Origin of the sequence: Paenibacillus oryzisoli (assembly GCF_050467285.1) — a bacterium.
Lineage (GTDB): Bacteria > Bacillota > Bacilli > Paenibacillales > NBRC-103111 > Paenibacillus_E > Paenibacillus_E oryzisoli_A.
The window spans coordinates 1-18,552 of sequence record NZ_JBCMUN010000015.1; the positions used below are offsets into that span (position 1 = coordinate 1).

Annotated in this window: 17 protein-coding genes; 11 read left to right on the forward strand and 6 right to left on the reverse strand. The window is 52.7% G+C overall.

Annotation, left to right across the window (positions count from 1 at the left end; all coding sequences use genetic code 11):
• Positions 1-222 (reverse strand): glucuronate isomerase (locus tag ABE504_RS24400; RefSeq protein ID WP_430093897.1); only part of this gene is annotated, 222 nt, incomplete at its 3' end.
• 119 nt (positions 223-341) lie between these two features.
• The gene (locus ABE504_RS24405; protein WP_430093813.1) at positions 342-1,283 is read right to left on the reverse strand and encodes a VanW family protein; all 942 of its coding nucleotides are present in this window, start codon (positions 1,281-1,283) and stop codon (positions 342-344) included.
• Between the two features lie 156 nt (positions 1,284-1,439).
• Here ABE504_RS24405 and ABE504_RS24410 point away from each other — a divergent pair, with 156 nt between their 5' ends.
• From ABE504_RS24410 to ABE504_RS24420, 3 genes are all read left to right on the forward strand, one after another.
• Complete coding sequence (locus ABE504_RS24410; protein ID WP_430093815.1) at positions 1,440-2,672, forward strand: aminopeptidase; 1,233 nt, start codon at positions 1,440-1,442, stop codon at positions 2,670-2,672.
• A 144-nt stretch (positions 2,673-2,816) separates the two neighbouring features.
• Positions 2,817-3,734 carry an arginase gene (gene rocF / locus ABE504_RS24415; RefSeq protein WP_430093816.1) on the forward strand — a complete coding sequence of 306 codons (918 nt, stop codon included), beginning with the start codon at positions 2,817-2,819 and terminating at the stop codon, positions 3,732-3,734.
• Positions 3,735-3,896: 162 nt separating this feature from the next.
• Positions 3,897-4,277 (forward strand): glyoxalase superfamily protein, encoded by a 381-nt coding sequence (locus ABE504_RS24420; RefSeq protein ID WP_430093819.1) that lies wholly within the window; start codon positions 3,897-3,899, stop codon positions 4,275-4,277.
• Between the two features lie 35 nt (positions 4,278-4,312).
• Here the strand turns inward: ABE504_RS24420 and ABE504_RS24425 are convergent, their stop codons facing one another.
• A complete protein-coding gene (locus tag ABE504_RS24425; protein WP_430093821.1) occupies positions 4,313-5,740 on the reverse strand; it encodes an aspartate ammonia-lyase in 1,428 nt (475 codons plus the stop codon).
• Positions 5,741-5,920: 180 nt separating this feature from the next.
• On the opposite strand from ABE504_RS24425, the gene ABE504_RS24430 reads away from it, so the two are divergent.
• Together ABE504_RS24430 and ABE504_RS24435 are read left to right on the forward strand one after the other, a co-directional pair.
• Positions 5,921-7,129, forward strand: a complete 1,209-nt coding sequence (locus ABE504_RS24430) for an ornithine--oxo-acid transaminase (RefSeq protein WP_430093823.1) — start codon at positions 5,921-5,923, stop codon at positions 7,127-7,129.
• A gap of 1,124 nt (positions 7,130-8,253) precedes the next feature.
• A complete protein-coding gene (locus tag ABE504_RS24435; RefSeq protein ID WP_430093826.1) occupies positions 8,254-8,418 on the forward strand; it encodes a hypothetical protein in 165 nt (54 codons plus the stop codon).
• A 101-nt stretch (positions 8,419-8,519) separates the two neighbouring features.
• On the opposite strand, the gene ABE504_RS24440 is transcribed toward ABE504_RS24435, so the two are convergent.
• The 3 genes from ABE504_RS24440 to ABE504_RS24450 all read right to left on the reverse strand — a co-directional run bounded on the left by ABE504_RS24440 (position 8,520) and on the right by ABE504_RS24450 (position 9,960).
• A complete protein-coding gene (locus ABE504_RS24440) occupies positions 8,520-9,122 on the reverse strand; it encodes a carbohydrate-binding family 9-like protein (protein WP_430093828.1) in 603 nt (200 codons plus the stop codon).
• Between the two features lie 25 nt (positions 9,123-9,147).
• Positions 9,148-9,594 carry a DUF2663 family protein gene (locus ABE504_RS24445; protein ID WP_430093830.1) on the reverse strand — a complete coding sequence of 149 codons (447 nt, stop codon included), beginning with the start codon at positions 9,592-9,594 and terminating at the stop codon, positions 9,148-9,150.
• A gap of 132 nt (positions 9,595-9,726) precedes the next feature.
• The gene (locus tag ABE504_RS24450) at positions 9,727-9,960 is read right to left on the reverse strand and encodes a cold-inducible protein YdjO-related protein (RefSeq protein WP_430093832.1); all 234 of its coding nucleotides are present in this window, start codon (positions 9,958-9,960) and stop codon (positions 9,727-9,729) included.
• Positions 9,961-10,116: 156 nt separating this feature from the next.
• Between ABE504_RS24450 and ABE504_RS24455 the strand changes: the two genes are divergently transcribed.
• The 6 genes from ABE504_RS24455 to ABE504_RS24480 all read left to right on the forward strand — a co-directional run bounded on the left by ABE504_RS24455 (position 10,117) and on the right by ABE504_RS24480 (position 18,545).
• On the forward strand, positions 10,117-11,373 hold the full coding sequence (locus ABE504_RS24455) for an MFS transporter (protein WP_430093835.1): 1,257 nt from the start codon (positions 10,117-10,119) through the stop codon (positions 11,371-11,373).
• Between the two features lie 122 nt (positions 11,374-11,495).
• The gene (locus ABE504_RS24460; protein ID WP_430093838.1) at positions 11,496-13,868 is read left to right on the forward strand and encodes a helix-turn-helix domain-containing protein; all 2,373 of its coding nucleotides are present in this window, start codon (positions 11,496-11,498) and stop codon (positions 13,866-13,868) included.
• A gap of 254 nt (positions 13,869-14,122) precedes the next feature.
• Positions 14,123-15,787, forward strand: coding sequence for an extracellular solute-binding protein (locus ABE504_RS24465; protein WP_430093841.1), 1,665 nt, complete (start codon positions 14,123-14,125; stop codon positions 15,785-15,787).
• Positions 15,788-15,865: 78 nt separating this feature from the next.
• On the forward strand, positions 15,866-16,795 hold the full coding sequence (locus ABE504_RS24470) for an ABC transporter permease (RefSeq protein ID WP_430093843.1): 930 nt from the start codon (positions 15,866-15,868) through the stop codon (positions 16,793-16,795).
• Positions 16,796-16,810: 15 nt separating this feature from the next.
• On the forward strand, positions 16,811-17,686 hold the full coding sequence (locus ABE504_RS24475) for a carbohydrate ABC transporter permease (RefSeq protein ID WP_430093845.1): 876 nt from the start codon (positions 16,811-16,813) through the stop codon (positions 17,684-17,686).
• A 139-nt stretch (positions 17,687-17,825) separates the two neighbouring features.
• On the forward strand, positions 17,826-18,545 hold the full coding sequence (locus ABE504_RS24480; RefSeq protein WP_430093848.1) for a hypothetical protein: 720 nt from the start codon (positions 17,826-17,828) through the stop codon (positions 18,543-18,545).
• Positions 18,546-18,552: the final 7 nt, after the last annotated feature.

The following is an 18,552-nucleotide window of genomic DNA, read 5'->3' on the forward strand; positions in this document are numbered from 1 at the left end:
TTTGGACTCCTCGACGCCGTTTGCACGCATCAAACGCCATTTGTAGTGATCGCCATACAGCCAAGCTTCTGTAATGTTGCTGAATTGTTTATTCTCATAAATTTCTTGGGGGCTGAGGTGACAGTGATAGTCAATAATCGGAAGCTCTTTCGCATATTCATGGAATAGACGTACTGCCGTTTCATTCGTTAACAAGAAATTTTCATCTAAAAACGTTTTCATATTGCTCATGTTCCACCCTTCTCAAGCTATTCAGTCTATCCACTATCATAGCAAAAAGGGATGGGAAATACTTGTGATTTCTTGCATAGATTTTGTGAAATATGCAGATATTGACCTGACTATTGCGTCGTCATCGGCTTGCCGGGGTCCGCAATTTCCACTTCGTCCGGCACAGCTTTGGCCGCTCCCGGCACATGCCGAGGTTTAACCGCAATGTGCTCCGAGGAAAAAAGTTGGACGACTACCTGCCCGTTGCCGGCATGCGCCCGAATTAGCACCGCCTCGTTATAGTCGTTGCGGAAGCTGAAATCCGGACCGCCCCAGTTGACGGTCGCATCTCTCCCATGCGGCACATAAGGCACAGAACGGCTGTGCGAGTAGCGTTCAACGATCCGCAGCCCCGCCCGGTCCACCGCATTGTATAACGTTGAAGAAATCTGGCAGATGCCGCCGCCGATGCCTTCCGAGAATTCGCCCCGCACGATGACCTTGGCTGACATATACCCCCGGCCGCGCGTCCGCATACCAACGACCCGATTGAAAGAGAACGTCTCCCCAGGCAGTACCACGTAATTGTTAATCGCCTGCGCAGCGAGCTTCAGATTCGTAAACCGGTGCTGATTGCGGGAGTTAAAATACGTCACGTAATACCCGATCGGCCGAACGCGGATGCTCGCGAGCAGCTCGCTGTCCACTTTGGGGTAGACCGCTTGAAAAGGAATTGTCATGACCAGCGGTTCGCGCGCGTAAAAGTTCGCATAAAATTGATCAATAAATCCTTGCCGGTTCAGCCTGGCGCCCGGAGATTCCTTGACGATGGCTCCATTATCGCCAATCGTGGCGTTGATCGGCTTTCGGTAGACAGCCTTTTCCATCTCTCCAGCCAAACGCTCCAACTTGACTGGATCGACCAGTGGCACATCCAGTAAGCCAATGGTATAAGGTTCCCGCTGAATGATCGCGGTGCGCTGACCGGTTTGCGCATCATCCGTTACCTGAAACGGCGCTGCACCGGGCTGGGCAAGCAGTAACAAGCCGGCCAGCCATTCAAAACGCAGCATGGCTTCCCACCTCCTCACTCTAGTGTAAACAGTTGACAAATTTCCATACGAAAACCCTTATTAACCAACGGTAAAAAATATTTGACAGTCGCAGGCAAGAGCGCTACACTGCTAGCAAGATCTGAAAGAAATCAAGGCAATCAAGGAGGAGTTCTCATGAGCTTTGAACACAATTTGGATAAATACGCCGAGCTGACCGTCAAGATTGCGCTGAACATTCAGCCTGGCCAGACACTGTGGATTAATGCGCCGATCGGACATCCCGCGTTCGTACGTTCCATTACCCGTAAAGCCTATGAAGCCGGCGCCAAGCACGTACATATCGAATGGCAGGATGAAATCTGCACGCAAATCCGTTATACCCTCGCACCGGACGAAGCGTTTAACGAGTATCCCACTTGGCGGGCGCAGGCATTGACGGAGCTTGCCGAAGCCGGCGGCGCCTACCTTTGGATTGATGCCGACAATCCGGAGTTGTTGAAAGACGTTGACCCAGCCCGCATCGCAGCCAATTCCAAAGCAGCCGGCCCTTTGCTAGTCAAATGGCGGGAGAGCATGTCAACCTACAACATGACATGGTCGATCATCGCGGCGCCGTCGCCGGCCTGGGCGGTGAAAGTATTCCCGGATCTTGCGGAAGACGACGCTGTAATCGCCCTATGGGACGCCATCTTCAAAGCGACGCGCGTCGATCAGGAGAACCCGGTCGCGACATGGCTTGCGCATAACGGAACGCTGCGCAGCAAGCGCGAAGAGCTTAACGCGAAGCAGTTCCATAAAATCCATTACCGCGCGCCGGGCACGAATCTGACAGTTATGCTGCCAGATAATCATATTTGGCGGGGCGGCTCGGCGACCAATGGACGAGGCGGCTTTGAATTCAATCCGAATATCCCGACGGAAGAGGTATTCATTTCTCCGCACCGCTTGGGCACATCCGGAACGGTTCGCAGCACGAAGCCGCTGAGCTATCATGGCAGCGTCATCAACGGCTTCAGTCTGACGTTCGAGCAGGGTCGCGTAACCGAGTATTCGGCCGAGCAGGGCTATGAATCCCTGAAAGCAATGATCGAGATGGATGAAGGCGCGCGCCATTTGGGCGAAATCGCTCTTGTACCGCATGATTCGCCGATTTCGAACTCGAACCTGATCTTCTACAACACACTCTATGATGAAAATGCCTCCAACCATCTGGCACTGGGGCGCTCGTTCCCAACCTGTCTTGAGGGTGGGACGACGATGTCCAAGGAGGAGCAGCTGCAGGCAGGCCTTAACCACAGCTTGATCCACGTCGATTTCATGATCGGCTCCGCCGAGATGGATATTGACGGTGAGTATAAAGATGGCCGTGTGGAACCCATCTTCCGCAAAGGCAATTGGGCATTCTAAAAATCGATAAGGTACAGCATGCAGGGCGTCTAGGCTCTGTCCGCTGTACCTTTTCCTTTACCGGGAAGCTGTGCCCTGGGAACAATGGCAGCCTGGCATCATATAGTAAAGTAAGTAGCATCACCCCAGGGAGGAGATGTTCCCATGCGTAATCAACCTAAACTGACTGCGATCTCCGTTCCTTTCGATCTTGGCGCCGCTTGCCGCGGGGCAAGCCAGGGCCCGGAAGCCATTATGCAAGCGGGCTTGCTGCAAAGCCTGCGCATCCTAGGCTTCACCGATATTCAAACGGCGGAAGTGGCGCTTCATCCGGGCGGCTTCAAGCCGCTAAGCGCTCAGACAGACACTGCCAATCTTCATTATTTGGCCGAAATCGCGGCCTTGAATACGAAGCTCGCCGAGCAGGTGTCAGGGGCTGTCCAGCAAGGCCGCTTCCCGCTTGTGCTGGGCGGCGACCACAGCATTGCTATCGGCTCGATCGCCGGACTTGCGCGGCATTACCGCAAGCTCGGCGTCATCTGGATCGATGCGCATTCCGATCTGAACACCGCCAAAACGAGCCCTTCCGGCAACATCCACGGGATGTCGCTCGCGGTCAGCCTCGGGCTCGGCCATCCGCTGCTTACCGACCTGTTGCAGATCCGGCCGAAAATCCGGCCCGAACACGTCGTACTCATCGGCTCCCGCTCGCTGGACGAAGGCGAGAAGAAGCTGATTCGTTCTCTTGGCATCAAATGCTATACGATGTACGACATCGACCGCAAAGGCATGGCTGCCGTCATGCAGGAAGCGATCAATTATCTTAAGGATCGGACGGACGGCGTCCACCTCAGTTACGATGTCGATTCCCTCGACCCGATGGAAGCGCCCGGCACAGGCACGGCTGTGAAAGGCGGACTCCTGTTCCGCGAAGCGTTCCTTGCCGTTGAGATGCTGTGCGAGTCCGGTATCGTAACGTCCGCCGAATTCGTAGAAGTGAACCCGCTGCTCGATCGGGAGAACACGACGTCCGAGTTGACGGCGGGCCTCATCTGTTCGCTCATGGGGGACGCGATTTTGTAAGGACGTCGGCTGCAGCGGGAAGAGCCCCGGCAGCGCCTGAATTGGCGCGCCGGGGCTCTTCTTTTGACCATTATCCCTCTTGCTCAGAAAGGTTCGCTTGCCAAATCCGGCGGCGGATTCTACACTAACTTTAATACATAACGCGAAGGAGTTGAACGTCACATGTCAGAGGCACCGACCGTACTTCACGTTACACCGATTCTCCGAATGTTCGACGAGTATAAAGCCAAGCAATTCTACCTCGACTACCTCGGTTTCACACTGGCCTGGGAGCACCGCTTCGAACCGGACATGCCGCTCTACATGGAAGTGGTCCTCGGGGCGCTTAAGCTGCATTTATCGGAGCATTACGGCGACTGCACACCCGGCTCCTCAATTCGCATCGAGATCCAGAACTTGGACGATTTTCACGCCCGCCTTCTCAGCCAGCAGCATCGCTACTCCCGGCCGGGAATTGAAACAACGCCTTGGCATACCCGCGAGATGAGACTGACGGATCCTTTCGGCAATCGATTGATATTTTTTGAACCATTGGTCAATTAAAGAGCATGGAGAGGCGCGTCTCTAACGATAATGACCTACTGTTCCAGATGCAGCAACCGCTCACCGGCAATTCCCGGCGTCGTCATCTGCACAGGATTCAAAATCTCCTCAATTTCCTCCGGCGTCAGCAGTCCGCGCTCGAGGATCAACTCTTTGAGCGTCATGCCGGTTTTGAGCGCTTCTTTGACAAGCTGCGCTGCTACCTCGTAGCCCAGATGCGGATTCAAAGCAGTCACAATGCCGAAGCTTTGTTCCACATACATTTTGCAGCGTTCCCGGTCCGCTTCAAGCCCTTCAATGGCAAACTGCTCGAAGACCGCGGCGGCGTTGCGCAATATTTTTAAGGATTGCAGCAGATTGAACGCCAGCACCGGCCCCATCACATTCAGCTCGAACTGCCCCGCTTCGCATGCCAGACAGATCGTATGATCGTTCCCGATGACCTGAAACGCTACTTGATTGACAACTTCCGGCATGACCGGGTTTACTTTGCCAGGCATAATCGACGAACCCGGCTGTCTTGGCGGCAGCTTCAGCTCGCCCAACCCTGCCCGCGGGCCGGAGGCCATCATGCGGATGTCGTTGCAGATTTTGGACAAATTGACCGCGCACACTTTGAGTGAAGCTGAAAGCTCTGTGTAGGCGTCCATATTTTGCGTGCCGTCAACGAGATGTTCCGCCAATTCAATCGGAATGCCGACCTCGGCTTTCAAATAATACAGCACCCGCTCCACATAGGCGGGTTTGGCGTTCAGCCCCGTGCCGACGGCAGTTGCCCCCATATTCACTGCAAGCAGTCCCTTGGACGCATGCTTGATCCGGTTGATGTCGCGCTGCAGCACACGGGCATACGCCCCGAACTCCTGTCCCAATCGAATCGGAACGGCGTCCTGCAGATGGGTGCGACCCATTTTGATCACGTCGTCAAACTCGATTTCCTTCTTGGCAAATGCCGCTTGCAGCGAACTCATCGCCGTGATCAGCTCCTCAGAGAGCCGGTAGGCGGCGATTTTGATAGCCGTTGGAATCGCATCGTTCGTGGATTGAGACATGTTCACATGATTGTTCGGATTGCACTGAAAATACTGCCCCTTCTCTTCGCCCAGCAGCTCGAGCGCACGATTCGCCAGCACTTCGTTCATATTCATATTGATAGAGGTTCCCGCTCCGCCCTGGATGGAATCCACAATAAATTGCTCGATTAGTTTTCCCTGCCGTACTTCAGCGGCTGCGGTTACGATGGCATCACCAATTTTACGCGGCAGCATGTGGGTATCCATATTCGCCATCGCCGCGGCATACTTCACTTCCGCCAGCGCGGTGATGAGCTCGGCATGGATTTTAACGCCTGTAATCGGAAAATTCTCAACGGCACGCATCGTCTGTATGCCGTAGTAGGCGTCTGACGGTACTTGTTTTTCCCCTAAAAAATCTTTTTCAATGCGATAGCTCATGCTGTGCACCTTCCCCGTTTCTTCAGGTTGTCTTGCTGCGATAAGACCTATTTCTTAGTGTGAACGGAATAGCCAGTAGTATGCGTTTTCAGGCAAACAAACCATCTCCCGTTGGCAACGTTTTCCTCCTCGAGAATAGTATAAGGTATGAGGCTGGGCACTTCTAGCCCCCCGAAGGAGGAATGGCGCATGACGAACCGCAGCGACGCGATTATCCGTCAAACGGAGAAGTACGGAGCCGCCAATTATCATCCGCTCCCGATTGTTATTTCGAAGGCCGAAGGCGTATGGGTCGAGGATCCGGAAGGCCGTCGTTATATGGATATGCTCAGCGCTTACTCGGCGCTCAACCACGGACACCGGCATCCGCACATCTTGAATGCCCTGTTTGAGCAGGCCGGCAAGGTGACGCTGACGTCCAGAGCTTTTCATCATGAAATGTTAGGCGAGTTTTATGAAAAATTAGCGGCGTACACGGGCAAAGAGATGATTTTGCCCATGAATACCGGCGCCGAGGCGGTCGAAACGGCGATCAAAGCGATCCGCCGCTGGGGCTGCGACGTCAAAGGCATCCCGGATGGGCAGACGGAGATCATCGTCTGCGCAGGGAACTTTCACGGGCGGACGATCACCGTGACGTCGTTCTCCTCCGAGCCGGCGTACCGGCGCGGGTTCGGGCCGTTTACGCCGGGCTTCCGTATCATCCCTTACGGGGATGTGGAGGCGCTGCGCGCGGCGATTGGCCCGAACACGGCCGGCTTCCTCGTCGAGCCGATCCAGGGCGAAGCCGGCATCATCATCCCGCCGGCGGGGTACTTGCGCGATTGCTTCGAGCTGTGCGAGGCGAATCGGGTTTTGTTTGCGGCCGACGAGATCCAGACGGGATTCGGCCGCACCGGCCGCCGCTTTGCCTGCGATTGGGAGGGTGTCACCCCCCACCTCCTGCTGCTCGGCAAAGCCCTTGGCGGCGGTGTGCTGCCGATCTCGGCGGTCGCCGGAGATCGGGAGGTTTTGGCCGTGTTTGAGCCCGGCTCACACGGCTCGACGTTCGGCGGCAACCCGCTCGCGTGCGCGGTGGCGGTTGCCGCCCTGGAGGTGCTGGAGCGCGAGAGGCTGGCCGAGCGCTCCGAGGTTTTGGGCGCTGGGCTGCTCCAGCGCCTGGGCGAGCTCCGCTCCCCGCTGATCAAGGAGCTGCGGGGGCGCGGGCTGTTTATCGGCATCGAGCTGACGATGCCGGCGAGGGGCTATTGCGAGAAGCTCATGGGACTCGGCTTGCTGTGCAAGGAGACCCATGAGCATACGATTCGTCTAGCTCCGCCGCTCACGATTACGCAGGAGGAGCTAATCTGGGCGTTCCAGCACCTGCAGTCGGTGCTGGGGGAGGCCGCACCTGCGTAAGTCGTGCAGGCGCAGCTAAGAGACGCGGGCGGCTCCGGCTTCAGTCACCATGTGACTTGGAGACCGCCTTTTTTTACTAGAGACGGCAGCACGTACTTTCGTTCTGTTGCGACTGCCGCATTGCCTTGCCACACTCCCACACTGCCGCATTGCCCAGCAGAGATCGTTGCTGCTCCTCGGCCTCACTTCGCCAAATAATGATAAGATGTAAAACCTACATCAAATTATTCTATAAGCCCTTAATTTTCGAGAAATCATGCAAAAACTACAATTAAATTCCGAATACGCTGCCGTTTTCAGGCGAAATTGAAGGTAGGATGCCAAAAGACCTGTATGAAATGCAGGAACCTCTCCCGAATCACCCGTTTACCGGCGAATTGACTGTAGGAAATACATTTGCGGGAACAGCGTACAGCGAGAATACCCCTGAAATGCGCTTCTGGCAAGAATGCCGTGCGTTCATTTCATTCACTGCGCAAGCAATGCACTTCGCAAGCATCGTAGAGGCTTAACTTGTTTGATCCAGCCGACAATTTCGTGCGACCTGAGACTATCTTATGTCTGCCATTGATGGGAGATTAGAGATTGGTGGGGGAGTCTAACTTGTTAGCATGCTTTAAGCGGATGGCGGAGAGTAGCTAGTTTGCAGTACTTCGAGCTGATAGCTCTACATTAACTTGTAATAATACTTCGAGCTGATAGCCCTACTTGAACTTGTCACGGCGCTTCGAGCTGATAGCTCTACATTAGCTTGTCACGGTACTTCGAGCTGATAGCCCTACATTAGCTTGTCACGATACTTCGAGTTGATAGCTCTACATTAACTTGTCACGGAACTTGTAGCCCAGCCCCCTCGCTTAGCACTAAGCGTGCTGTATCCAAGACTAGCGGGGTATCGAGTCCAGACTTGTTGAGGACAAGCTGCTGTTTTGGAGCTTAGACGCTCCTGCGGACGACCCGGGGTTCCTGCAAAAAGGCAGGAATTTTCTCAGCATCACCGCGTTTTGATGGAAATTCCTGCGAAAGGGCAGTTTTTGCGCCCTGTTTTCTCAGAAAATAGGTAATTCGCTGTAAATGCCTGCACAATCGCAGGAATTTCCGGAAATCGGACGATTTGAGACGAAATGCCTGCATGTTTGCAGGCATTGTCGGTATTGCCGGTATTGCAGGCATTGTCGGTATTGCCGGTATTGCCGGTATTGCAGGCATTGTCTGGTATTACCAGTATTGCAGGCATTGTCGGTATTAGCGGCATTGTCGGTATTTCCGATATTGCAGGCATTGCCTGACATTACCGGTATTGTCGGCATTGCAGGCATTGTCGCCATTGCCACGTACTGTTGCGGTACATCCGGGTATTAGCCATATCCGAAAACATCAGCAACTCCTCCTACCCCCGCTCAAACACCATCTGCCGGAACTTCTCCGGGATGTGGTAATTGATCCGCCCTGTCGGGGACCAGGCCCAGTAGTGGCGATTGCCTTCGCGATCGTCGTCGATCCGGTAAAAGTTGCACAGCCATGTTTCCCCGTCAGCCGGCATCGCTCGACCGTCCAGATCCGCGAATGGAATGCGGACGACGTACGACACCCAACCCTCCGCATGCGGGGTAATCTCCGCGCGAAAGCCTGGTGCATGCCAGGCGATGTCACCATCTATGCGACCATCCAGGTAATTACGGATGACGGCATCGAACAGCACGCCTGTCGGGCTCACTTCGAACTCATAGTAATCGGTCAGCTTCCCGGTCGGCGATACAAACACTTCCACGACGTCCTCTTGGTAGATCGGATCGTCGTGCTCGGTCATCGTAGCGACGATGTGATCGTCTTCACAGAGAAACCGGATGTATAGGCTGTCTTCGGTCCAACAAGCCTGGAACGTCGTTTCAAGCCGCGGCGGCTCGCCTGCCAGAACGCCAGTCAGCCTTTCACTAGATAGATCACTCCATATTCCATCCAAATCCTGTACAAATTGACATGAATACGTCACCACACGATACTCCTCTGCATTGAAATCAACTCTTATAACCTATATTAATCGCATAGCGCTGAAATAGAAAGGAGGACAGCTGATCGCGCGAAGCCGATTTCTCTTCTTCCTTCAGCCAAGACGCCTCCAGCCGCTCGATGGTTTCAATTCTCAAACTCTCATAGTCTTCCTTGGCCGACTCCACTTTCTTGGCGCGCAGCGATGCGTACATGATAAATACAACACCGGCCAACAGCCCCCCGCACAGCAGCCGATTGGCAATCAGCAGATCGAGCATCAGCAGGGCGTTGCCTCCCGATTCGGCAATTACCGTGCGATATAACGCATAGAGTACAACCAGCACAAGCCCTGCTCCCGTTATGGACAAGATCGGCTGCCGTTCCTTCATTTTATCCCATTTCATCTTGCGCGCGATTAATTCTTGAATCATCCGCGTGGAATCCTCGCTCAGCTTCCAGTCACTTTCCGACATGCCGATCGCCCCCTCTAATAGAACGTATGCCTGTCTCACCGGATACTTGCTAGAAAAGCAAAAAAGATCACAAGCACCACTCTTCACGCCTCGCACGAAGATGCTCATGATCTCTCGATTTCTCGGAACTCGTTAGAATCTTTTTTTGCCTACCAGGAACTTCTTGTTCCCTTTTTTCGTTGTCACCGGCACATGCTTGTAGCTGCGCACCATCTGACCTTTGCAGAGCGGACAAGTCGGTACATCTTCCGTAACGAACTCTTTGCGAACCCATGCTTTACATTCTGTCCCTTTACATTTCCAAATTTCAATTTGCTCTAGATCCGGCTTCTGTTCTTCTGTCACGACACTTGTTGATGTAGACATTTTAATTCTCGTACTCCCTGCTTCGTAGATTAGATTACTTATTATTATACAGATCCCATCGAATATCAAGTGTTTCCCGTGTTCAAAAGTATTTACCAATGGTAGAATAGAAAAGACGCTTACAATTTAGACACAATTACAAAGGAAATCTCCAACATGATCACTTTGCTTCGCGAATGGAAGTACCAATTGACTGGCTATAGTCGCAATATTAAGTTATTTTTCTGGTTCAATTTCGTTTGGAATTTAGGCATTTCCATGTTCGGACTTGTCTACAATCTTTATGTCAAAAGCCTCGGCTTCGGCCAAACGACGGTCGGCAGCATGGTCGGCATGTCGGCGCTGGCGGCTGCGATCATCCTGATTCCCGCCGGCATTATGAATGACCGGTTCGGCCCCAAGAAGGTCATCTCCGCAGGGTTGATCTTCACCATCCTTGCGCTTACCGCGAGATCGCTCATTCAAGTGGAGCACGGCATGCTGATCGCGGCTTTCCTTGGCGGCATGGCACTGGCCGTCGTCTCCGCGACGATCCTGCCATTTATGGCGAACAATTCGACGCCGGAGCAGCGTGTGCATCTGTTTTCCCTGAACATGGCGCTCGTCATGCTCGCAAATGTCATCGGCATCGCGCTTGGCGGCGTGCTTTGCGATCTATTTCATTTTGGCTTCGGCCTCGAAAATATTCACAGCCTGCAAGTGACACTGCTCATCGGCGTAGGCATCGCGGCCCTCGGCGTCATTCCGATGTCCTTGTTTGATAAAAGCCAGCAGGAGCAGCAGCCCCGGCGCGAGAAACTGAACTGGCGGCTGACTGTTAAAGAGCATAAGACCTCGCTCCAGGTAATCGCGATTTTTTGCATGTTGGGCCTGCTCTCCTCGATCGGCGGCGGCATGATTGTGCCGTACCTGAACGTCTACTTCGAGGACCGGTTCGAGGCTTCCAAATCCGCGATTGGCATCGTGGTCGCCTTTGGACAAGCCGCGACAGCCATTGCTTTTCTGATCGGACCGATGATCGCCAAACGCTACGGAGAAGTCAGATCCGTCGTATATTTGCAGCTCAGCTCGATCCCGTTTCTGCTGCTGACCGCGTTTTCCGCCAACTTCTATCTGTCTTCGGGCGGCTACTTGTTCCGGCAGGCGCTGATGAATGCGGCGAACCCTTTTTACAATTCCATCAAAATGAGTTACGTCCACCGCTCGCTCCGCGGCCTCGCTTCCTCCTCGGGGGAAGCGGTCTTCAATCTGGGCTGGTTCATCGCTTCTCCGCTAAGTACAGGCCTCGTCTCCCGCTACGGGAGTTATTTTGGCTATGCATACGCGTTTTGCGTGACAGCGATTATTTATGTGCTCATCTCGCTGCTTTTCTTCTATTTCTTCGGTAAAGAGCGATATCAAACGATAGACTAGCAAGCGGTACGCCCCACTTTCCGTCGTTGACGCAAGGTGGGGAAGGGCCTACAATAGAATGAGAACGCTATCATTTCCAAGTTGCGAACGATATTTCATTGACATAGAGAGGGGCTGTTCACATGCGAAAACTTCTCTTCTTTAATCGGCAGAGCATCGTGCTGACCTGGTTGATTTCGTATATCGTGATTTTGCTGCTGCCCGTCGTAATCGGGGTTCTGCTCTACTTTGAATCCAATCGGACACTCAAGGAAGAAATTCAGCAGGCGAACGATTCCCTCCTCAAGCAAGTCCGCGAAGTGATGGACAATCAGTTTAAAGCGATGGAACAGCTGAATTTTGAAATTACATGGAACGTCAACTTGCAGGAGCTTCTCTATTCCAATAAATACGAGGCCTACCCCAAAGACTATCGATACGATACCTATCAAATCGCCCGCACCCTTGCGCAGTACAAAACTTCCTATCCATTAATCGATTCCTTTTACATCTATTTGAACAAAGATCAATCCGTTATTTTGCCATCGACGGTCCGTACTACTGAATTTGCTTATGAGACGCTGCACAAGAACAATAAATGGTCTTACAACGCCTGGCAACTCATGATGACCCAGCCGAATTTCAAAGGCTTCATTCCGATAACGCGCATTGCGGAAGACAATTCATTGCAGAAGTCCGTCGCCTACATCAGCACGTATCCGCTCGATCACGGGCAACCGAGTGCGACAAACGTCATCATGGTGGATCAGTCGCGCATTCTGAGTGCCATTCAGAACATGGAGGTTTTCAACGAGGGGCATGTGTTGATTCTTAATGAATTCAATACGGTACTCGCCTCCAATTCGGAGATCGCGATGCCTGCCAATTTTCCGTACGACCAGTTAAATGCGAATCCGAATTTCAATTACACGGCCCCGAATGGCGACGAGTACGAGGTCTTCTCGATTCAGTCTCCCCGTTCGAAGCTCAAATACGTTTCCATCATGCCGAGTGCGATCTATTGGCAAAAAGCTTCCCACGTCCGTAATTTGACGTATCTCAGCATGCTGATCTCGCTGCTCGGGGGCGGCATTCTGACGCTGTTCTTCCTTCGACGCAACTATCATCCCGTGCGCCGGCTTGTCCAGGCTTTCGCGAAGAAGGAAGTGCTGCAATCGGCCAACCGATTTAACGAATTTCATTTTATCCAAGAAGCTGTAGACAATACCCTGGACGAAATGGCTGATTTCAAAAGTAAAATGGAGCAGCAGCGGCACATTGTCCGCTCCCATTTCGTCGAGAAGCTGCTGCGCGGCAAGCTCGATGGACGAATCCCGATCTATGAAGCGCTCACCACGTTCGAGATAAAGCTCGACCGGCGGCAGTTCGCAGTTATGCTGTTCGTCGTGGACAAAAACGAGACATTCTTTGAACGCGTCACCCTGTCAACGGAAGAGGAGAAATGGAAACTGCTGCACTTCATCGTCAGCAATGTGGTAGAAGAGCTGCTCTCCGCACAGCACCGCGGCTATGCTACTGAAATCGACGATTCGCTGGCCTGCTTGGTGAACCTCACGACGGAAGATGCGCAAAGCGCCAAAAACGAGCTCGTGCGCATTGCCGACGAAGCTCGGCAGTTTCTGGCTTCCACGTATGACATTCACTTGACGATTTCCATTTCAAGCAGCTATGAACATATTCAGTTCGTGCCGCAGGCGTTCCTTGAAGCGCTTGATGCGATGACCTATAAGCTTGTTGTGGGAGACGCCGACATTCTCGCGTATCCGGATCTCATCGCGCATACGGCCTGCGACAACCCAAGCGGCTATTACTATCCGATGCAGCTCGAACAGCAGTTGCTCAATGCCGCCAAATTCGGGGAGCTTACGGAAGCCCAGCATATTGTAAACGATATTTTAGATCGAAACATTCAAGATGCCGGCAGTTCGATTACCATGACGCGCCTGCTTCTCCAAAATATGCTGTCTACGCTCATGACTTGCTTGAACGATACTGGCGGCTTGCAGGAGAGCTTCTTCATTCGCAATCCTAAGCAGGTCGAGCGGCTGCTGCAGAGCAAGTCCAAGGATGAAATCAAACAGCAGCTGGGTGAGATGCTCGAACTTGTGTGCGGGCATACCGCTTCCAAGCGCCAGCATGCCCAAACGCTGACCAAGCAGAAAGCGATGCAGCAGCTCGTCGATCAAGTGAACAGCTACATTGAGCACAATTACGCCGATGCGAATCTGAATGTGTCCATGATCGGCAGCCATTTTGACCGGAAAGCGACCTACTTATCCAAGTTGTTCAAGGATCATGTCGGCGAAGGCTTGCTGGACCGGATCAACAAAGTACGGATCGAGAAGTCCAAGCAGCTCCTGATGCAGGAGGAACAATCGGTCGGCGATGCCGCCTATGGGGTCGGTTTTAACGATATTAATGCGTTCATCCGCGTTTTCAAGAAGGTCGAGGGCATTACGCCCGGCAAATATAAGGAATTGCTTGAGCAAAGATAAGCCCATCCCATATGCAAAACGAAGCAGGAGCCGGTGCGAACCGGCCCTTTTTCTTAAACAAACCGATGATTCCGCCCCCATTTTGTCTTTTTTCAAGAAGGAATTGGACATTTTGTAGAGCATGAACCCAATTTTCGAGACGCGATTGGCTTTTTTCAAGATAGTTGTTTTGAAAGCGTTATCATATAGTTGGATTATCAACACAGCTAGACCAGGCGCAAAGCTCAGCCCATCTTTTTCAAGGAGGTCGTCTCATGAAAAGAAACAAAAAGGTATTCACTGTGCTTGTTGCTACATCCTTAATGGGAAGTCTCGTTGTTGCATGTTCGTCTAATTCTTCGTCGCCTTCCGGAAGCTCGAGTCCTGCCGCTTCCTCTGGCAATTCCGGTACGACATCCAGTCCTGCCGCCGCTGCCGCTGTCAGCTATCCGCTAAAATCGGATAAAACGTTAACGTACTGGGCCGAAATTACCGGCAACCTGGTCGGGGTGAAATCCGCGCAAGCCGACGTGCCGTTCTATCAGAACTGGCAGAAGGCAACCGGCGTCAACCTGAAATTCTTGACCCCGCCGACAAATCAGGGCAAGCAAGCGTTGAACGTCATGCTGGCCTCCGGCGATCTGCCGGACATGATCGAATTCAACTTCCAGGGCGACTTCCCAGGCGGCCCGGAAAAAGCGATCAAAGACGGCTATATTTTGAAGCTTAACGATGCGATCGATAAATATGCGCCAAACCTCAAGAAATATTTGAAAGAGCACCCGGACGTCGATAAGCAGGTCAAAACGGACAACGGCAGCTACTACGTGTTCCCGTTCATTCGCGGCGACGACTATCTGCGCGTCTTCCAAGGGCCGATTATCCGCAAAGACTGGCTCGATGAGCTCGGCTTGCCGGTTCCGGAGACGATCGACGACTGGTACACCACGCTCAAAGCTTTTAAAGAAAAGAAAGGTGCAACAGCTGCGTTCTCCGTCGTATCCGTACCTAGACCGTTCAACGAGCTCGCCAACGGCGCTTTCGCCAGCGCTTTCGGCGTCACCCGTGATTTCTTTATCGACGACAAAGGCGCCATCAAGTTCGGGCCAGCCGAGAAAGGCTATAAGGACTTCCTTGCGACGTTCCATAAATGGTACGAGGAAGGCCTCATCGATAAAAACTTCGCGACCGCCGACAGCAAAGCGCTTGACGCGAATATCGCATCCGGCGCCACAGGCGTAACTGTGCAGAATGCAGGCGGCGGTATCGGCAAATGGCAGCCGCTCATCACGGCAAAAGATCCGAAAGGCGTGCTCGTCGGCGCTCCTTATCCTGTGCTGAAAAAAGGCGACATTGCGATGTACAGCCAAAAAGATCCAGCTAACGCGCCTGGCGGCTCCGTCGCAATCACGGCCAGCTCCAAGAACATTGAAACAGCAACCAGATTGCTGGACTACGGCTATTCGGAGGAAGGCCATATGCTCTTCAACTTCGGCACAGCCGGCGTCTCCTACAACATGGAGAACAACTATCCGAAATATACCGACCTGCTGATGAAAAATCCGGACAAACTTGCGCCAGCGCAAGCGATGGCGCTCTACATCCGCGGCAATCACAACGGGCCGTTCGTGCAAGACAAACGCTACATTGAACAATACCTCGCCCTGCAAACGCAGCGCGATGCGGTAACGACTTGGTCCAAAACCGACGTCGACAAACATAAGCTGCCGCCAATTACCGCGACGCCTGAAGAAAGCACAGAGCTTGCGAAAATTATGACCGACATCGATACGCTCGTCGACGAAATGACGCTGAAAATCATTCTGGGCACTGAGCCTGTCGATGCCTTCGACAAATACGTTGAAAAATTCAAATCGGTCAAGCTGGATCGCGCCATCGAAATCAAGAAAGCCTCCTTGGACCGCTATAACAAACGCTAAGCTTGACCTGCGGAGGGCGAGGAGTCGACTCCTCCCCTTTGCTCTATTTTTCAAACTCGCGGCGAAAGGAGAGATCTCATGCGTAAAACGGCGGAAGCAAGCTTTGCGACTCGTTTCAAGCGCGATTTCCTGCTTAACAAGTATTTATATCTCATGATGGTTCCTGTCCTTGCTTATTATGTGACCTTCCACTACGCCCCGATGTATGGCGCGCTGATCGCTTTCAAAGAGTATACACCGATCAAGGGCGTCTCCGGCAGCGCGTGGGTCGGCTTGCAGAACTTCCATGATTTCTTCAGCTCGTACTACTTTTGGCGCATTTTGAAAAATACCGTGCTGATCTCGCTGTATTCCTTGTGCTTTGAGTTTCCGGCCCCGATTGTTCTGGCGATTCTGATCAACGAGCTCGCGAACAAGAAGTTTCAGCGGTTTGTCCAAACCGTCACGTATATGCCTTACTTCATTTCCCTGATCGTCATTGCCGGCATGATCAAGGATTTTACGAACAATGGCGGTCTCGTCAACAACTTTCTGACTTACTTTGGCATGAATGATACAGCGATGCTGCAGAAGCCCGAGCTGTTTCGAACCATATATATTTTATCAGAAATCTGGCAAAAAATCGGTTGGGAATCGATCATCTATCTTGCTGCTTTAATGAGCATTGACCAGGAGCAGTATGAAGCGGCCAAAATCGACGGCGCCCCCCGGATCAAGCAGATTTGGCACATTACGCTGCCCGGCATCCTGCCAACCATTTCCATTATGTTTATTTTGCGGATGGGGAACATGCTCAATGTCGGCTTCGAGAAAATCATTCTCCTGTACAATCCGAGTACGTATGATACAGCAGACGTCATCTCGTCGTTCGTGTACCGGAAAGGTCTCATTGAGTTCGGCTGGAGCTACAGCGCCGCTGTCGGTCTCTTTAATTCCGTCGTAAACCTGGCCCTGCTGATCGCCGCCAACAAAATCAGCAAGCGAATCAGCCAGAATAGCCTATGGTAAGGAGGAGGTGCTGAGATGAAAACGAGCTTATCGGATCGCACATTTACTGTCATCATCCACGTATTGCTGCTCATGCTTGTCGTGGTCACACTGTACCCACTGCTGTACGTCACCTTCGCCTCCTTTAGCGACGGTTTGCAGCTCGTTACACACAAAGGCTTTCTGTATAGGCCCCTCGGATTCAGTCTGGATGCGTATAAAAGTGTGTTCCACAACCCCGCGATCCTGACCGGGTACCGCAACACGCTGTTTATTCTCGTCTTCGGCGTGGTGACGAACCTGGTTGTCACATCCTTGGGCGCCTACGTGCTTTCCCGTAAAAATGTGATGTGGAACAACGTATTTATGTTTATCGTTATCCTGACCATGTTCTTCAGCGGCGGCCTGATCCCGCTCTATCTCGTGGTCAAAGGCGTAGGACTGATTGACTCCCTATGGGCGACGATTTTGCCTTTTACCGTCAATACGTTCAACCTGATCATTATGCGCACCGCCTTCATGTCCGTACCGGAGAGCTTGGAGGAATCGGCGAAAATGGACGGCGCCAACCACTTTACGATTCTGTTTCGCATCATCGTTCCGCTGTCCATGCCGGTGATTGCGGTGATGATTCTCTACTATGCCGTGGAAAAATGGAACGGCTGGTTCTACGCCTCCATCTTCATTAAAGATCGCGACCTGTATCCGCTGCAGCTAACGCTGCGGGAAATTCTGATCGCGAACAATACCGACTCGATGTCCTCCGGCGCCAGTGCCGCCGACCAGTTCCAGATTGGGGAAACGATCAAGTATGCGACGATTATGGTCGCTTCGGTGCCGATTCTCATTCTCTACCCATTCGTGCAAAAATATTTCGTCAAAGGCGTCATGATCGGCGCCGTCAAAGGATAAGCATGGAGCCGCCTGCTTCCCGCCCCGGGAGCGGCGGTTTTCTTTTTTCCGAAGGTTAGGCACAAGCAGGGACTACCTTGCAGCCTGACCATACATTATAGCAGAAGGCATTCTGCACGGATGCAAAGGAGGAATTGGCATGTATGTCGATTTGGGCTGCGGCCGGCACAAGCATCGGCAATTCTACGGAATCGACCGCCTGCAGCTTCCCGGCGTCGATCTGGTCTGCGACCTCAATCACGGCATTCCGCTGCCAGAGAGCAGCGTAGAGTTCGTGATGGCGAGCCGCAGCCTGCCGTATTTGAATAATTTTGTCTCTATAATGTCCGAGATTTACCGCATTTGCAGCCATCAGGCCGTTCTCTGCGTGCTGGCGCCTTACGCCCATCATTTTCGCCACATGTCCAACCCCTATCTCAAGCTAAAATGGGACGAATACACGCCGCGTTATGTAACGCCGCATTTCACGCAGCCGCCAGGAAGCCCGAACTGCCCGCCGATTCCGGGATATGCCGTGGAACAAATCCCTTATGATTTTCGCTTGCTGCGCATGGAACGCTTCTATGAGCCTCCCTATTCGACCGAATGGTACGAACAAGAGGAGCTCGATGTGCTGCAGTACGTGCAGCCCAATGTCGTCAGCGAGATCATGTATCATTTCCTCATTGTCAAAAAAGAGCTGTCCTCCAATGAATGGCTTCGCCTATGCAAGCAGCCGCTCATTGAGCCTGTCTGGGCGCCAGGTCTTCGCCTGCATCCCGCCCCCGTCTCAGAACCTGAGGTTATGCCGCCAGATCTTCTCGTAAAGCCCTCGAAAAAGACTTCTTCCCCCCGCAAAAAAATCGATAAATCCAAGTGAACTCTTG

Bases quoted from the DNA above. Each gene is read 5' to 3' on its own strand.
- ABE504_RS24405 (WP_430093813.1), bottom strand. From the start codon at position 1,283: ATGCTGCGTTTTGAATGGCTGGCCGGCTTGTTACTGCTTGCCCAGCCC.
- ABE504_RS24410 (WP_430093815.1), top strand. From the start codon at position 1,440: ATGAGCTTTGAACACAATTTGGATAAATACGCCGAGCTGACCGTCAAG.
- rocF (WP_430093816.1), top strand. From the start codon at position 2,817: ATGCGTAATCAACCTAAACTGACTGCGATCTCCGTTCCTTTCGATCTT.
- ABE504_RS24420 (WP_430093819.1), top strand. From the start codon at position 3,897: ATGTCAGAGGCACCGACCGTACTTCACGTTACACCGATTCTCCGAATG.
- ABE504_RS24430 (WP_430093823.1), top strand. From the start codon at position 5,921: ATGACGAACCGCAGCGACGCGATTATCCGTCAAACGGAGAAGTACGGA.
- ABE504_RS24435 (WP_430093826.1), top strand. From the start codon at position 8,254: ATGCCTGCATGTTTGCAGGCATTGTCGGTATTGCCGGTATTGCAGGCA.
- ABE504_RS24445 (WP_430093830.1), bottom strand. From the start codon at position 9,594: ATGTCGGAAAGTGACTGGAAGCTGAGCGAGGATTCCACGCGGATGATT.
- ABE504_RS24450 (WP_430093832.1), bottom strand. From the start codon at position 9,960: ATGTCTACATCAACAAGTGTCGTGACAGAAGAACAGAAGCCGGATCTA.
- ABE504_RS24455 (WP_430093835.1), top strand. From the start codon at position 10,117: ATGATCACTTTGCTTCGCGAATGGAAGTACCAATTGACTGGCTATAGT.
- ABE504_RS24460 (WP_430093838.1), top strand. From the start codon at position 11,496: ATGCGAAAACTTCTCTTCTTTAATCGGCAGAGCATCGTGCTGACCTGG.
- ABE504_RS24465 (WP_430093841.1), top strand. From the start codon at position 14,123: ATGAAAAGAAACAAAAAGGTATTCACTGTGCTTGTTGCTACATCCTTA.
- ABE504_RS24470 (WP_430093843.1), top strand. From the start codon at position 15,866: ATGCGTAAAACGGCGGAAGCAAGCTTTGCGACTCGTTTCAAGCGCGAT.
- ABE504_RS24475 (WP_430093845.1), top strand. From the start codon at position 16,811: ATGAAAACGAGCTTATCGGATCGCACATTTACTGTCATCATCCACGTA.
- ABE504_RS24480 (WP_430093848.1), top strand. From the start codon at position 17,826: ATGTATGTCGATTTGGGCTGCGGCCGGCACAAGCATCGGCAATTCTAC.